The organism is Lysobacter firmicutimachus (assembly GCF_037027445.1).
Taxonomy (GTDB): domain Bacteria; phylum Pseudomonadota; class Gammaproteobacteria; order Xanthomonadales; family Xanthomonadaceae; genus Lysobacter; species Lysobacter firmicutimachus.
Window position 1 is genome coordinate 1,157,801 of record NZ_JBANDL010000002.1, and the last position, 14,411, is coordinate 1,172,211.

At 72.3% G+C, this 14,411-nt stretch carries 15 protein-coding genes and 1 riboswitch; of the genes, 10 read left to right on the forward strand and 5 right to left on the reverse strand.

The features are described from left to right. Window positions 1-133 precede the first annotated feature (133 nt). Window positions 134-1,036 (reverse strand): lipid A hydroxylase LpxO, encoded by a 903-nt coding sequence (lpxO, locus tag V2J18_RS04930; RefSeq protein ID WP_064748847.1) that lies wholly within the window; start codon window positions 1,034-1,036, stop codon window positions 134-136. A 235-nt stretch (window positions 1,037-1,271) separates the two neighbouring features. Between lpxO and glyA the strand changes: the two genes are divergently transcribed. The 9 genes from glyA to thiL all read left to right on the forward strand — a co-directional run bounded on the left by glyA (window position 1,272) and on the right by thiL (window position 9,653). Then, window positions 1,272-2,525 carry a serine hydroxymethyltransferase gene (gene glyA / locus V2J18_RS04935; RefSeq protein WP_336131218.1) on the forward strand — a complete coding sequence of 418 codons (1,254 nt, stop codon included), beginning with the start codon at window positions 1,272-1,274 and terminating at the stop codon, window positions 2,523-2,525. Window positions 2,526-2,657: 132 nt separating this feature from the next. Further along, the gene (nrdR, locus tag V2J18_RS04940) at window positions 2,658-3,176 is read left to right on the forward strand and encodes a transcriptional regulator NrdR (protein WP_064748845.1); all 519 of its coding nucleotides are present in this window, start codon (window positions 2,658-2,660) and stop codon (window positions 3,174-3,176) included. A 182-nt stretch (window positions 3,177-3,358) separates the two neighbouring features. After that, window positions 3,359-4,453, forward strand: a complete 1,095-nt coding sequence (gene ribD, locus V2J18_RS04945; RefSeq protein WP_064748869.1) for a bifunctional diaminohydroxyphosphoribosylaminopyrimidine deaminase/5-amino-6-(5-phosphoribosylamino)uracil reductase RibD — start codon at window positions 3,359-3,361, stop codon at window positions 4,451-4,453. Between the two features lie 74 nt (window positions 4,454-4,527). Then, window positions 4,528-5,307, forward strand: a complete 780-nt coding sequence (locus V2J18_RS04950) for a class I SAM-dependent methyltransferase (RefSeq protein WP_064748844.1) — start codon at window positions 4,528-4,530, stop codon at window positions 5,305-5,307. A 165-nt stretch (window positions 5,308-5,472) separates the two neighbouring features. After that, a riboswitch (FMN riboswitch) is annotated at window positions 5,473-5,640 on the forward strand. Window positions 5,641-5,810: 170 nt separating this feature from the next. Continuing rightward, on the forward strand, window positions 5,811-6,419 hold the full coding sequence (locus tag V2J18_RS04955) for a riboflavin synthase (protein WP_064748843.1): 609 nt from the start codon (window positions 5,811-5,813) through the stop codon (window positions 6,417-6,419). Continuing rightward, the gene (gene ribB, locus V2J18_RS04960; RefSeq protein ID WP_064748842.1) at window positions 6,416-7,561 is read left to right on the forward strand and encodes a 3,4-dihydroxy-2-butanone-4-phosphate synthase; all 1,146 of its coding nucleotides are present in this window, start codon (window positions 6,416-6,418) and stop codon (window positions 7,559-7,561) included. The genes V2J18_RS04955 and ribB overlap by 4 nt, the downstream gene beginning before the upstream one ends. A gap of 88 nt (window positions 7,562-7,649) precedes the next feature. Next, on the forward strand, window positions 7,650-8,117 hold the full coding sequence (gene ribH / locus V2J18_RS04965; protein WP_064748841.1) for a 6,7-dimethyl-8-ribityllumazine synthase: 468 nt from the start codon (window positions 7,650-7,652) through the stop codon (window positions 8,115-8,117). Next, window positions 8,114-8,575, forward strand: a complete 462-nt coding sequence (gene nusB, locus V2J18_RS04970) for a transcription antitermination factor NusB (protein ID WP_064748840.1) — start codon at window positions 8,114-8,116, stop codon at window positions 8,573-8,575. Before ribH ends, nusB begins: the two co-directional genes overlap by 4 nt. Before the next feature lie 73 nt (window positions 8,576-8,648). Beyond that, window positions 8,649-9,653, forward strand: a complete 1,005-nt coding sequence (gene thiL / locus V2J18_RS04975) for a thiamine-phosphate kinase (RefSeq protein ID WP_064748839.1) — start codon at window positions 8,649-8,651, stop codon at window positions 9,651-9,653. Window positions 9,654-9,740: 87 nt separating this feature from the next. Here the strand turns inward: thiL and V2J18_RS04980 are convergent, their stop codons facing one another. From V2J18_RS04980 to V2J18_RS04995, 4 genes are read right to left on the reverse strand one after another with little or no spacing between them, the layout of a single operon-like run. Further along, complete coding sequence (locus V2J18_RS04980) at window positions 9,741-11,126, reverse strand: FAD-binding oxidoreductase (RefSeq protein WP_064748867.1); 1,386 nt, start codon at window positions 11,124-11,126, stop codon at window positions 9,741-9,743. After that, on the reverse strand, window positions 11,123-11,668 hold the full coding sequence (locus V2J18_RS04985; protein ID WP_064748838.1) for a metal-dependent hydrolase: 546 nt from the start codon (window positions 11,666-11,668) through the stop codon (window positions 11,123-11,125). Before V2J18_RS04985 ends, V2J18_RS04980 begins: the two co-directional genes overlap by 4 nt. 40 nt (window positions 11,669-11,708) lie before the next feature. Continuing rightward, window positions 11,709-12,119 (reverse strand): YraN family protein, encoded by a 411-nt coding sequence (locus V2J18_RS04990; RefSeq protein ID WP_064748837.1) that lies wholly within the window; start codon window positions 12,117-12,119, stop codon window positions 11,709-11,711. Continuing rightward, window positions 12,103-13,494, reverse strand: coding sequence for a penicillin-binding protein activator (locus tag V2J18_RS04995; protein WP_425605943.1), 1,392 nt, complete (start codon window positions 13,492-13,494; stop codon window positions 12,103-12,105). The genes V2J18_RS04990 and V2J18_RS04995 overlap by 17 nt, the downstream gene beginning before the upstream one ends. A gap of 75 nt (window positions 13,495-13,569) precedes the next feature. On the opposite strand from V2J18_RS04995, the gene rsmI reads away from it, so the two are divergent. Then, on the forward strand, window positions 13,570-14,400 hold the full coding sequence (gene rsmI, locus V2J18_RS05000; RefSeq protein ID WP_064748836.1) for a 16S rRNA (cytidine(1402)-2'-O)-methyltransferase: 831 nt from the start codon (window positions 13,570-13,572) through the stop codon (window positions 14,398-14,400). The last annotated feature ends 11 nt before the right edge of the window (window positions 14,401-14,411 follow it).

A 14,411-nucleotide genomic window follows, 5' to 3' on the forward strand; every position in this document is an offset into this window, starting at 1 on the left:
GCCGGCCGTTGGATCCGTTAATGCCTTGCCGGCCGTCGCGCCTGCGCAGGCCGGCCTGCGCAAGCTTCAGCGCCAAGCTGCGTCCCAGCGACGTTTCCAGGCCGGCGCATCGGCGGTCGCGCCGTGCGGCGGCTCACCACCAGACGATCAGGGCCACCACCGCCAGCACCGCCAGGTACTTGATCGCGTAGTAGGAGCCCTTGCTGCGCTCCTTGAGCGCCTTGGTCTTCAGCCGCACCGCGTAGAAGTACTTGAACAGCTTGTTGATCGCGCCGGTCTTGTCGCCTTCCTGGTTGGGCGAGGCGCCGGCGGCGATCAGGCGCTGGGCGATGAAGCGGTTCAGCCCGCGCGCCCAGGCCCAGCGCATCGGCCGTTCGATGTCGCAGAACAGGATGATCCGGTTCTGGCTGGAGCCGTTCTGGGCCCAGTGGATATAGGTTTCGTCGAACATGGTCCACTCGCCGTCGCGCCAGCTGTAGCGCTGGCCGTCGACGTCGATGAAGCAGGCGTCGTCGTTGGGCGTGTCCAGGCCCAGATGCAGGCGCAGCGAGCCCGCGTAAGGGTCGCGGTGCGGGCGCAGCTCGCCGCCCGGCGGCAGCTCGGTGAACATCGCCGCCTTGACCCCGGGGATCTCGCGCAGCAACTGGGTGGTGACCGGGCACAGCTCGGCCGCCGAGGGATGGGCGTCGTCGTACCACTTCAGGTAGAAGCGCTTCCAGCCGCGGCGGAAGAACGAGTTGAAGCCGACATCGTTGTAGCCGTCGGCGGCCTTGATCTGCTGCAGCTCGCGCAGGTGCAGGGCCTCGGCGCGGATCTCGCGCCAGCGCGCGCGCAGCGGCTCCAGCTCGGGGAAGTGCTGGTCCGGGTTCAGGAAGGCGGTGGTCGGCACCCGCGAGCAGGCGTACATCAGCACGTTGATCGGCGCCATGAAGGTCGAATGGTCGAGCAACTGGCGGCCGAGCCGGTGCCGGACCCGGCCGCGGAAGTGCACGTACACGGCGCTGGCGAGGAACGCGAAGACGAAGACCCATTTCATGGTCGGGGCATCCAAGGTCGAACGGGCCGGCCGGGGAGCGGCGGGCCTGGGGAGGGGAGGTCGGCGCATTGTCCGCCGGGTCGGGGCGCTGCGGCAGCCCCGCTTTGGCGGTTGGCCGCCATACGCCCCTAGGCTAACATTTCAAGTCTTACGTCAAGCCCGCCCCCTGCCACGCGGGCCCGGCCTGACGCGGCGTACCTCCCCCTCCCGTCCGTACTTCTTTCCGAGGCCGCGAATGTTCCCCAGCCACACCCGTATTGCCGGATTCGACGACGAGCTCGCCCAGGCCATCGCGGCCGAGGCCCGCCGCCAGGAAGACCACGTCGAACTGATCGCCTCGGAAAACTATGCCAGCCCGCGCGTGCTGGAGGCCCAGGGCAGCGTGCTGACCAACAAGTACGCCGAGGGTTACCCGGGCAAGCGCTACTACGGCGGCTGCGAATACGTCGACATCGCCGAGCAGCTGGCGATCGACCGGGTCAAGCAGCTGTTCGGAGCCGACTACGCCAACGTGCAGCCGCATTCGGGCTCGCAGGCCAACCAGGCGGTGTACTTCGCCCTGCTCAACCCGGGCGACACCATCCTGGGCATGTCGCTGGCCCACGGCGGCCACCTCACCCACGGCGCCAAGGTCAACGCCTCCGGCAAGCTGTTCAACGCCGTGCAGTACGGCGTCGACGCCCAGGGCCTGATCGACTACGACGAAGTCGAGAAGCTGGCCCTGGAACACAAGCCGAAGATGGTCGTGGCCGGCTTCAGCGCCTACTCGCAGAAGATCGACTGGGCGCGCTTCCGCGCCATCGCCGACAAGATCGGCGCCTACCTGTTCGTCGACATGGCCCATGTCGCCGGCCTGGTCGCCGCCGGCGTCTACCCGAACCCGCTGCCGCACGCCCACGTGGTCACCTCGACCACCCACAAGACCCTGCGCGGTCCGCGCGGCGGCATCATCCTGGCCAAGGGCGCCGACGAGGACCTGACCAAGAAGCTGCAGAGCATCGTCTTCCCGGGCATCCAGGGCGGTCCGCTGATGCACGTGATCGCGGCCAAGGCGGTGGCGTTCAAGGAAGCGCTGGACCCGGAGTTCAAGGCCTACCAGGAACAGGTGGTCAAGAACGCCCAGGCCATGGCCAAGACGATCATCGCCCGCGGCTACAAGATCGTCTCCGGCGGCACCGACAACCACCTGATGCTGGTCGACATGATCGGCAAGGGCATCACCGGCAAGGACGCCGAAGCCGCGCTCGGCCAGGCCCACATCACGGTCAACAAGAACGCCGTCCCGAACGACCCGCAGAAGCCGTTCGTGACCTCCGGCCTGCGCATCGGCACCCCGGCGGTGACCACCCGCGGCTACAAGGAAGCCGACTGCGTGGCCCTGGCCGAGTGGATCTGCGACGTGCTGGACCATCCCAAGGACGCCAAGGTCATCGCCGGCGTGCGCGAGAACGTCACCAAGCAGTGCGCGCAGTTCCCGGTGTACGGCTAAGCGCCGGGATTCGGGAGTAGGGATTCGGGGATGGAGAGCGCATTCGCGGCGGCTTGGCACTATGCTGGCATCCGCCGCAAGCGCTTTTGACTTTCCGAATCCCGATTCCCGAATCCCAAATCCCGGCTTCCCATGCATTGCCCCTTCTGCCAGCACCAGGACACCCGCGTGATCGATTCGCGGGTGTCCGACGACGGCGCCACGATCCGGCGCCGGCGCGTCTGCGAGGCCTGCGGCGAACGGTTTTCGACGCTGGAGACCATCGAGCTCAAGCTGCCGATGATCATCAAGGGCGACGGCCGCCGCGAGCCGTTCGACGCGCGCAAGCTGCGTCTGAGCATGGACCGCGCGCTGCACAAGCGGCCGGTCTCGGAAGAGCAGGTCGAGGCCGCGGTGCGCGCGGTGGTGCACCGCCTGCGCATGACCGCCGAGCGCGAGCTGGCTTCGCGGCGGGTCGGCGATTTCGTCATGGACGAGCTGCGCAAGCTCGACCACGTCGGCTACGTGCGTTTCGCCTCGGTCTATCGCGCCTTCGAGGACGTGGCCGATTTCCGCGAAGAACTCGATCGGCTCGAACGCGACGCGCCCGGCGACGGGCAACTGCCGCTGCTCGGCGAGGAACCCGCGCACGAGCGCAACCGCAAGCGCTGAATCTGCGGCCGTTCGCTTCCGGCGAGAACCGCCGGCGCCCGCCGCTCGTGCGGCGGCCGCGCCGCTGCGCCGTCACGCGGGCCATCGCCGCGATCCCGATCGGCGCTGTCACGGCCGGCGCGATGACGCCCAGCGATGCGGACGCGGTCGCTATTCGCGCGCGTCGGGCCCAGAATGAGCCGATGACCGCCTCCTTCAGCGCTATCGATCACGCCCTGATGGCCCGCGCGTTGCGCCTGGCCGAGCAGGGTGCCTACACCACCAAGCCCAATCCCATGGTCGGCTGCGTGCTGGCGCACGGCGAAGAGGTCGTCGGCGAGGGCTGGCACCAGCGCGCCGGCGAGCCGCATGCCGAGGTGCTCGCGCTGCGCGCCGCCGGCGATCGCGCGCGCGGCGCCACCGCCTACGTGACCCTGGAGCCCTGCGCCCATACCGGCCGCACCGGGCCCTGCAGCGAGGCCTTGATCGAGGCCGGCGTGGGACGGGTGATCGCGGCGATGCGCGACCCGTTCCCGCAGGTCGACGGCGCCGGTTTCGCCCGCTTGCAGGCGGCCGGCATCGAGGTCGCCAGCGGCCTGATGGAAGCGCAGGCGCGCACGCTCAACCGCGGTTTCCTGTCGCGGATCGAGCGCGGCCGGCCGTGGCTGCGGGTCAAGCTGGCGACCAGCCTCGACGGCCGCAGCGCCTTGGCCAGCGGCGAATCGAAATGGATCAGCGGCCCGGCCTCGCGCCTGGACGTGCAGCGCTGGCGGGCGCGTTGCGGCGCGATCGTGACCGGTGCCGGAACCGTGCTCGCCGACGACCCCGAGCTGACCGTGCGCCTGGGCGACGACACGCCGTTCGTGGCGCCGCTGCGGGTGGTGCTCGACCCGGGCCTGGCCACGATCGCCCGCGGCCGCGTGCGCGGCGGCGAGGCGCCGACCCTGTACCTGCACGCGCCCGACGCCAAGCTGCCGCGCGGCTTCGCCGCCGAACACGCCGCGGTGCCGGTGCGCGAAGGCCTGATGGACCTGGAAGCGGTGCTCAAGCTGCTCGCCGCTCGCGGCGTCAACGAAATCCAGCTCGAAGCCGGCGCGACCCTGGCCGGCGCCTTCCTGGCCGGCGGCTGGGTCGACGAAGTGCTGCTCTACATGGCCCCGGTGCTGCTCGGCGAACGCGCGCGGCCGCTGTTCGACGGCCTCGGCATCGAGGCGATGGCGGACAAACGCAAGCTGGAGCTGGTCGATGTGCGCCAGCTGGGCGGGGATATGCGGGTGCTGCTGCGGCCCAAACCCTAGACGTCGGCGGGCCGGCGTCAGGAGCCCGCCCGAAGCGTCGCCGACTCTTGCCTCCTGACCGTTGGGCCTGCCTCATGAGCTCGAATCCCTTCAAGGACCATTTCTCCGCCCTGGCGCAAAGCTACGCCGCGTCGCGGCCGGAGTATCCCGACGCCATGTTCGACGCCATCGCCGCGCAACTGCCGGCGACGGCGGTGCGGGTGTGGGAGCCGGGCTGCGGCAGCGGCCAGGCCACCCGAGGCTTGGCCGCGCGGTTCGAGCGGGTGCACGCGACCGAGCCGAGCGCGGCGCAGATCGAGCGCCATTGGGCGCGCGAGGCGGCATTGCGCGGCGAGGGCCGGGTGAGCCTGGCGATCGAGCCGGCGGAGCGCTGCTCGCTGGCCGATGCCAGCGTCGAACTGGTCGCGGTCGCGCAGGCGATGCACTGGTTCGATCGCGAGCGTTTCTACGCCGAATGCGAGCGCGTGCTGGTGCCCGGCGGGGTGCTGGCGGTGTGGGCCTATGGCGATTTCCTGCCGCCGGAGGGCATGGTCGAGGCGGTCGAGGCCTTCCGTGCCCGCATCGGTCCCTATTGGCAGACGGAGAACGCCGAGGTCCGCGACGGCTATGCCGGCTACCGCTGGCCGTTCGCCGCCCTGCCGGCGCCGGCGTTGTGGCTGGAGGCCGAATGGAGCCTGAGCCGCTGGCTGGGCTATTTGCACAGTCTGTCGGCTGTCGAGCGCTGCCGAGCCGCCACCGGCGACGACCCGGTGGCGCTGCACCGCGCGGCGCTGAGCGCGGCCTGGGGCGCGGCCGAGGACGTGCGCACCGTCCAATGGCCGCTGCACCTGCATTTGCGGCGCAAGCCGGGCTGAGGCCAGCGGCCGGCGCGGCCGCCCGGAGGCCGCACCGGGGCGGCCCGCGACCGGTCCGGCCGCGCCGCGGCGGAACGCTGCATCGCGGCCGCGGCGGTGGGCCGGCTCCGGACGCTCGGGCGGCCGGTGCTAAACTGCGCGCGCCGGTTCGCCGGCACCCACAGGTAACGTCTTCAGGGCGGGGCGGAACTCCCCACCGGCGGTAGGCGCGGCGACGCGCGAGCCCGCGAGCGCTGCCCGGCCGCGCGTCCCAGGACGTCCCGGCCGGGCGGGTCAGCAGATCCGGTCCGATGCCGGAGCCGACGGTCACAGTCCGGATGAAAGAAGACGGCTACGCGCGACGCCCGCCGCAAGGACGGGCGCCCGAGGCTGCGGCCGCGCCGCGGCCCGTGCGTTGTCTTCGAGCCTTGAGGCGTTTTTCGCTCAACATCACGCGGGAAACGTTTCATGACCCAGTTCGTTCGCAACACCTGCCCGGCGGCCGCCCGCCAGGAGGCCGGCTGATGTTCACCGGCATCATCGAAGGCGTCGGCTCGCTCGCCGCCACGCAGGATCTCGGCGGCGACGTGCGCCTGCGCATCGCCACCGGCACGCTGGATTTCTCCGAACCCAGGCTCGGCGAGAGCATCGCCGTCAACGGCGTGTGCCTGACCGCGATCGCGTTCGAGCGCGATTGGTTCGAGGCCGACGCGTCCACCGAAACCCTGGCGCTGACCACGCTCGGCGCGCTGCGTCCCGGCGCCGTGCTCAACCTGGAACGGGCGATGCGCCCGACCGACCGGCTCGGCGGGCACATGGTCAGCGGCCACGTCGACGGCGTCGGTGCGGTGCTGGGCGTGCACGAGGACGCGCGCGCGCAGCGCTGGCGCTTCCGCGCGCCCGCGGCGCTGCTGCGCTACATCGCCAAGAAAGGCTCGATCTGCGTCGACGGGGTCAGCCTGACGGTCAACGAAGTCGACGCCGAAGGCTTCGAGGTCGCGCTGATTCCGCATACCGTCGCCCACACCGCCTTCGCCGCGACCTCGGTCGGCGACGCGGTCAATCTGGAAATCGATCTGGTCGCGCGCTACGTCGAGCGTCTGCTCGGCGCGCGCGCGGAGGAAACCGCATGAGCTTCGCCACCGTTCCCGAACTGCTGGAAGAAATCCGCGCCGGCCGCATGGTCGTGATCGTCGACGACGAGGACCGCGAGAACGAAGGCGACCTGATCATGGCCGCCGAGCTGGTGCGCCCGGCCGACATCAACTTCATGGTCACCCACGCGCGCGGCCTGGTCTGCTTGTCGCTGATGCGCGAACGCTGCCTGCAGCTCGGCCTGGGGCCGATGGTGCGCGACAACACCTCGCCGCACCACACCAACTTCACCGTCAGCATCGAGGCCGCCGAAGGCGTCACCACCGGCATCTCGGCCTACGACCGCGCCCATACCGTGCGCACCGCGGTGCGTCCGGACGCCAAGCCCAGCGATTTGGCCCAGCCCGGCCACATCTTCCCGTTGATGTCGCAGCCCGGCGGCGTGCTCAGCCGCGCCGGCCACACCGAGGCCGGCACCGACCTGGCCCTGCTCGCCGGCCTGGAGCCGGCGGCGGTGCTGGTGGAGGTGCTCAACCCCGACGGCAGCATGGCGCGGCGCCCGGAGCTGGAGGCCTTCGCCGCCGAGCACGGGCTCAAGATGGGCTCGATCGAGGAACTGATCCGTTATCGCCTGGCCACCGAGCACACGGTCGAGCGGGTCGACGCGCGCACCATCGAGACCGAGCACGGCCCGTTCCAGCTGCTGAGCTACCGCGACCGGCTCAGCCACGCCCTGCATTTCGCCCTGCTGCGCGGCGAGCCCGACCCGGCCGCGCCGACCCTGGTGCGGGTGCACGTGCAGAACCCGCTCGCCGATGCGCTGCACTGGCGCCGGCCGGACTTCGGCCCGGCGATCGGCGAGGTGCTCGGCGCGATCGCCCGGGAGGGCCGCGGCGCGCTGGTAGTGCTGGCCGACCATGCCGACGCCGAGGCGCTGCTGGCGCGAGTCCGCGGCCAGGCCGCGCACGAGCCGGCCGGCGAGGGCGGCCCCGACGAGGCGGCGCCGCCGACCCGCGGCCACGCTCTGGCCGAATGGCGCCGCAACGGCGCCGGCGGCCAGATCCTGGCCGACCTGGGCCTGGGCAAGCTGCGCGTGATCGGCACCCCGCGCCGGCAGATCGGCCTGGCCGGTTTCGGCCTGGAAGTGGTCGAGTACGTCGACCCGCACCGGCTCGGCTGAGCCGGCGCGTCCCATCCGCCGAGGCGGCCGGACCTGAGCCGGCCGCCAACCCGCTAAACTACCCCTTTCGTCCGGTCGATCCCCCACCATGCCCCATTACGAAGGCGACCTGCGCAGCCCCCAGGGCGCGCGCTACGCCATCATCGCCAGCCGCTGGAACCCGCGCATCACCGATACCCTGGTGGCCGGCGCGCGCAAGACCTTCGCCGATCACGGCGTCGCCGAGGACGCGATCGACGTGTTCCGCGTGCCCGGCGCCTGGGAACTGCCGGTGCTGGCCAAGCGCCTGGCCGCGGCGGGCCGCCATGCTGCGGTGGTCGCGCTGGGCTGCGTGGTGCGCGGCGACACCCGCCACTACGAGCAGGTCGCCGACGGTTGCTCGGACGGCCTGATGCGGGTTTCGCTCGACTACGGCCTGCCGATCGCCAACGGCGTGCTCGCGGTGGAAATGCACGAGGACGCCATGGCCCGCGCCGGCGGCAGCCACGGCAACAAGGGCGAGGAAGCGGCGCTGGCCGCCCTCGAGATGAGTCACTTGCTGGAACAATTGCCATGAACCGCCGTCGTCAGGATGGAATCGATCCGGTCGCGCGCTCGCGCGCTCGCCGCCGCGCGCTGCAGGCCGTGTACGCCTGGCAGATGTCGGGCGCCAAGGCCAACGACGTCATCGCCCAGTTCGCTCACGAGCAGGCGCACGAAGTCGCCGACCTGGCCTACTTCGAAGACCTGGTGCGCGGCGTCGATGCGCATCGCGCCGAACTCGACAAGGCGCTGACGCCGTTCCTCGACCGCGAGGTCGAGCAGGTCGATCCGATCGAGCGCGCCGCGTTGCGCATCGCCGCCTACGAGCTGCGCCACCGCGTCGACGTGCCGTACCGGGTGGTGATCAACGAAGCGATCGAGACGGTCAAGCGCTTCGGCGCCGAACACGGCCACACTTACGTCAACGGCGTGCTCGACCACGCCGCGGCGGACTGGCGCGCGGTGGAATTCGCCGCGTCGAAGAAGCGCTGATGCGCGGGCGCTGCGCCGCCGCGCAGCGCCGGAACGCGGCCGCGCCGACGCGCGCGCCGCGCCGGGCGGCACGATGAGCGCGGCCGAATTCGACCTGATCGCGCGCATCCGCGCGCGCGCCGGCGTGCGCGACGACGTCGCGCTCGGCATCGGCGACGATGCCGCGCTGTTGCAGCCGCCGCCGGGGCGGCAACTTGTGGTGGCCACCGACACCCTCAACCGCGGCGTGCACTTCGGCGAAGGGGCCGCGGCGGCCGACATCGGCTGGAAGTCGCTGGCGGTGAACCTGTCCGACCTGGCGGCGATGGGCGCCGAGCCGGCCTGGTGCACGTTGTCGCTGTCCCTGCCGACGCAGGCGGACAACGCCGCTTTCGTCGACGCTTTTCTCGACGGCTTCCTCGACCTGGCCGCGCAGCATCGCGTCGCCCTGGTCGGCGGCGACACCACCCGTGGCCCCTTGTCGGTCTGCGTGACCGTGCTCGGTCTCGTCGCGCCCGGCGCGGCCTTGCGCCGCGATGCGGCGCAGCCCGGCGACGAGATCTGGGTCACCGGCACGCTCGGCGATGCCGCGGCGGCGTTGGCCCTGGACGGCATCGCGCCGTACCGCGAACAGGCCGTGCGCCGCTGTGCCGGCGATCCGGCCACCGATGCGGCGCGCCTGCACGAGCGCCTGGCGCGGCCGACGCCGCGCGTCGCCGCCGGGCGTTCCCTGGCCGGGCTGGCCTCGGCCGGCATCGACGTGTCCGACGGTCTGCTGGCCGACCTCGGCCACGTTTGCGCGGCATCCCAGGTCGCCGCGCGGATCGAGTTGGCGCTGCTGCCGGTGTCGCCGGCCTTGGCCGCGGCCGCCGAAGGCGCCGCGCGCTGGCAGCTGCAGGCGGCCGGAGGCGACGATTACGAGCTGTGCTTCACCGCCGTGCCGGAGCGGCGAACCGCAATCGAGCGCGCGCTGGCCGAGGCCGCGGTGCCCGGCTGCAGGATCGGGCGCATCGAAGCCGGTCGCGGCGTGCGCGCCTTCGCGCCGGACGGCACGCCGTGGCGACCGGCGCGGACCGGCTACGAGCATTTCGCCGGCTGAGCGCCGCGGCGGCCGGTTCGGTCGCTGGGCCGGGGCGGTGCCGCACCGTCGGGCGGTGGCGGATTGGGTCGGCGCACTCCGCCGCGCTCACGCGTCCGGCAGCAGCTTGCCCGGGTTGAGGATCGCGTCGGGGTCGAACACCTGCTTGAGCTGGCGCATCAGCGCCAAGGTCTGTGCGCTCACCGCCTGCGGCATGAAGTCGCGTTTGGCCAGGCCGATGCCGTGCTCGCCCGACAAGGTGCCGCCGAGCGCCAGCGCCAGCGCGAACACCCGCGCCATCGCCGCGCGCGCGCGTTGGTCCTGCGCGACGTCGGCGGGGTCGTAGAGCAGGTTGACGTGCAGATTGCCGTTGCCGGCGTGGCCGAAGCAGACGATGGGCAGGTCGAACTCGCTCGCCAGCGCCTGCACGCCGTCGACCAGCTCGGGGATGCGCGACACCGGCACCACCACGTCTTCGTTGATCTTGCCCGGCGCCAGCGTGCGTAGCGCCGGCGACAGCGCCTTGCGCGCCGCCCATAGTTTTTCCCGCGCGGCCTCGTCGACGGCGTCGTCGAGCGCGAGCAGGCCGTCGCCGGCGGCGGCGCGGCGCAGCGCTTCCAGCGCGTGCGGCAGGGTATGCGCATCGCCGTCGGCTTCGATCATCAACAGCGCGCCGGCCTCGTGCGGCAGCTCGGCGCCGCCGACGTCGCGCGCCAGGCGCACGCATTGCGCGTCCATGAATTCCAGCATCGACGGCGTGACCGGCTGGGCCATCAGCCGCGCCACCGCGCGCGCCGCGCTGGACACGTCGCGATAGATGCCGCGCAGCGCCGCGCGCGCCGGCGCGCTCGGGGTCAGGCGCAGGCTGGCCTCGACGATCAGCGCCAGGGTGCCTTCGCTGCCGACCAGCAGGCGGTGCAAGTCGTAACCGGTGCTGCCCTTGGTGGTGGCGGTGCCGCAGACGATCAGCTCGCCGGCGCCGGTGACGGCGGTCAGCGCCAGCACGTTGTCGCGGCTGGCGCCGTACTTCACCGCGCGCGGACCGCCGGCGTTGCAGGCCAGGTTGCCGCCGACCGTGCTGAACGCCGCGCTGGTCGGGTCCGGCGGCCAGAACAGGCCGTGCGGCTTGAGCGCGGCCTGCAGGTCGCCGTTGAGCACGCCCGGCTCGACCACCGCGCAACGGTCGCCGGGGCGGATCTCGAGGATCCGGTCCATGCGTTCGAACGAGACCACCACGCCGCCGGCCACCGGCACCGAGGCGCCGGTGGTGTTGGTGCCGCGGCCGCGCGCGATCACCGGCACGCGATGACGGCGGCAGGCGCGCACCAGGGTCTGCACCTGCTCGCGCGTGCGCGGCAACGCGACCGCGTCGGGCAGGGACTGGCGGCGCGAATTGTCGTAGGCGTAGGCCAGCCGTTGCCCCGGGTCGGTCAGCCAGCCATCGCCGAACACCGCGGCCAGCTCGCGCTGCAGGGCGTCGGGCAGGGCGATCATGGCGTCGCTTCCGCGCGCGGCGCGGTCCAGCGCCGCAACGCCGCGCCGCACAGGCCCAGGGCGAAGGCCGGCAGCACGATCCAGCGCGCCTCCGACCACAGCACCTGCAGGCCGCGCAGGCTGAAGAAACGCGCGCCGATCGGCGAGACCTCGATCGGCCGCCACGGTGCGAACAGGCGCTGCTCCGACCACGGCCAGTACAGCGCGACGCCGAGGCCGCCGTTGGTCAAGGCGTCGAGCAGCGGGTGCGAAACCGTGCACAGGAACAGCCAGGCCGCGGCGCGCCACGGCGGGGCGCGCAGCCACGGCGCCGCCAGCGCGCCGAGCGCGGCGATCAACGCGGCGAATGCGAACGAGTGACTGGCGCCGCGGTGGCCGAAGCCGTCGGCGTAGGCGATGCCGAGCTTGAACGCGACCACATCCGCGTCGGGCAGCATCGCCGCGAGCGCGCCGGCGACCAGCAGTCGCGGCGGAACCGCGCGCGCGCCCAGGGCCAGGCCGAGGGCCAGCGGTACGGCGGCGTGGGTCATCACGGTCGGCATCGCGCGGCTCGGTCTCGATCGGGTATCGGCAGGAGAGGGGTCAGGCGTCGTCGGCGCGGAACGCGTCGCGCAGCCAGCGCAGTTGCGGCTCGGCCGGGTCGCCTTGGGCTTCGATCACGTCGAAACGGCAGGCGTGCTCGGCGTAGCCGGGGTGGGCGAGCAGGAACGACTGCGCCGCCAGCAGTAGTTTGCGCCGCTTGCGCAGGTCGACCGAGGCCGCGCCGCCGCCGTAGCGGGCGTCGCGGCGGTAGCGCACTTCGACGAACACCAGCACGGCGCCGTCGAGCATCACCGCATCGAGTTCGCCGCAGCGGTAATGGGCGTTCGCGGCGACTTCGCGCAGTCCGGCGCCGAGCAGATGACGGCGCGCGGCGGCTTCGATCGCGGCGCCGCGGGCGCGCCGTGAGGGCGCACCCGTGGAGCGGGCGTTGCCGTCAGCGGCGCGAGGCATCCGCCAGCGGCACTGCGACGCCGCTGCTGAAGGTCGACCAGGCCGGCGTGCGCAGCACGCTGCCGAAGCCGTCGACCCGCAGCACGCCGGTGGCGCCGGCGACGAAGGCGTCGGAGCGGCTGGCCAGGCGTTCCAGATAGGCCGACAGCAGCCACGCGTCGTAGCCGAATGCGAACAGGCGCGCGGCCGGACCGCGCGCGGTCGGCAGACCGGCCGCGACGCCCGGCGCCGGCGGCAGGCCGCGCACGCCGCCGCTGGTCCAGGATTCGGAGGGGAAGGCGATGCCGTCGAGCACCCGGTCCTGCTCCGGCTTGCCGGTGCCGGACAACAGCTGCGAGGTCGCCACGCGCGGCTTCTCGGCCAGGCCGGCGAGGGCGAGCTTGGGAATCAGCCCGCGCGCCGCGCTGCCCTTGACCGCCAGGAACACCGCGTCGATGCCGCCATCCTTGCTCGCGAACGGCGCCAGGTCCGCGGTGCCTTCGCCGATCGTGTCGGTGACCTGGGCACCGCGCGCGCTCAAGCGCTCCTTGAGCGCGGCGATGGCGCGGCGCTGGCTGTCGTCGCCGCCGCCGATGGCGAGCACGCGCGCGGCCTTGCGTTCGAGCAGGTAGTCGGCCGCGGCCACGCCTTCGTCCTCGGGCGTCAGCGAGAAGCTCACCGTGCCGCTGGGCGGGGCGACGTTGCCGCGGTTGAGCGCCAGCACCGGCACCGGCAGTGCGTTCTTGCCGAACAGGGCGCTGACCTCGTCGCGGCCGAGCGGCCCGACCACGAAGTCGTTGCCCTCGGCGGCGGCCTTGTCGTAGGCGGCGAGGGTGCCGCCGGCGGTGCCGTTGGTGTCGTAGAAGACGATTTCCGGGCGCCGCCGGGTTTCGCCGTAATAGCCGGCGAGCAGGCCATCGCGCACCGGCGCGGCGGCAGTGGCGAGCGAACCCGACAGCGGCAGCAGCACCGCCAGCTTGAGCGGCGGACGGTAGCCGTCGCTGTCGGCCGGCGGGCGCTGGGCCGAGGCCTGGTAGCGCCAGTTCGAGGTCTGGTCGAACGGCCGCGGCAGCGGCAGGCCGCGCTGCATCAGCTGGCGGCCGACGAAGTTGTACAGCGGGTCGCCGACCGGCAGGGCATCGGCTTCGCGCGTCAGCGCCGCATTGTCGAGCTGCGCCAGCAGGCGTTCGATCTGGCGTTCGTTCTCGGCACGCTCGGCGCCGCTGAGGTTGGCGTTGTTGTGCGCCAGATGCCCGGCCTGGGCGATCAGCGGATTGGAGGCGCTGACCGCGGCGGCGGGGCGGGTTTCGACCGTGGCGCAGCCGCCGAGCACGGCGGTGGCGGCCAGCAGGCTGAACATCCATGTCATCGCGGGCCGGTTCTTGCTCTGATTCATCGGCTTGCTTCCGCCGTCCAGCGGCGTTCCTGTGGGACCGGTTAGGATTCTACCCGGCCTCACCGCACCCGTACGATGCTCACTTCCGGCACCCTTCATATTGTCGCCACCCCGATCGGCAACCTCGGCGACCTGACGCCCCGCGCGCTGGAGACCCTGCGCTCGGTCGCGGCGATCTGTGCCGAGGATACTCGCCACACCCGCCAGCTGCTGGCCCATTTCGGCCTGGAGCGGCCCCTGTTGGCCCTGCATCAGCACAACGAGGACCAACAGGCGGCGCAGCTGGTGGCACGGCTGCAGGGCGGCGATTCGCTGGCCCTGGTGTCCGACGCCGGCACCCCGCTGGTCAGCGATCCGGGCTTCCGCCTGGTCCGCGCCGCCCGCGCGGCCGGCATCCGGGTGTCGCCGGTGCCCGGCGCCTGCGCCGCGATCGCGGCCCTGAGCGTGGCCGGGCTGGCCTCAGACCGGTTCAGTTTCGAGGGTTTCCTGCCGGCCAAGGCGTCGGCCCGGCGCGAGCGCCTGGCGCGGTTGGCGGCCGAGCCGCAGACCCTGCTGTTCTACGAATCGGCGCACCGGATCGAGGAAACCCTGGCCGACATGGTCGGCGCGTTCGGCGAACAGCGCCCGGCGGTGCTGGCGCGCGAGTTGACCAAGCTGTTCGAGACCGTGCTCGACGGCAGCCTCGGCGAACTCGCGCAGAAGGTCGCCGCCGACCCCAACCAGCGCAAGGGCGAGTTCGTGCTGATCGTCGAAGGCGCCGGCGACGACGCCGACGCCAAGGTGGTCGAGGGCCGGCGCATCTACGCCAAGCTCAGCGAGCACCTGCCGCCGTCGACCGCGGCCAAGCTGGCCGCCGAGCTGAGCGGGGCGCCGCGCAAGGCGCTGTACGGGCGCGGCGAGGAGTAGACGATGCTCAT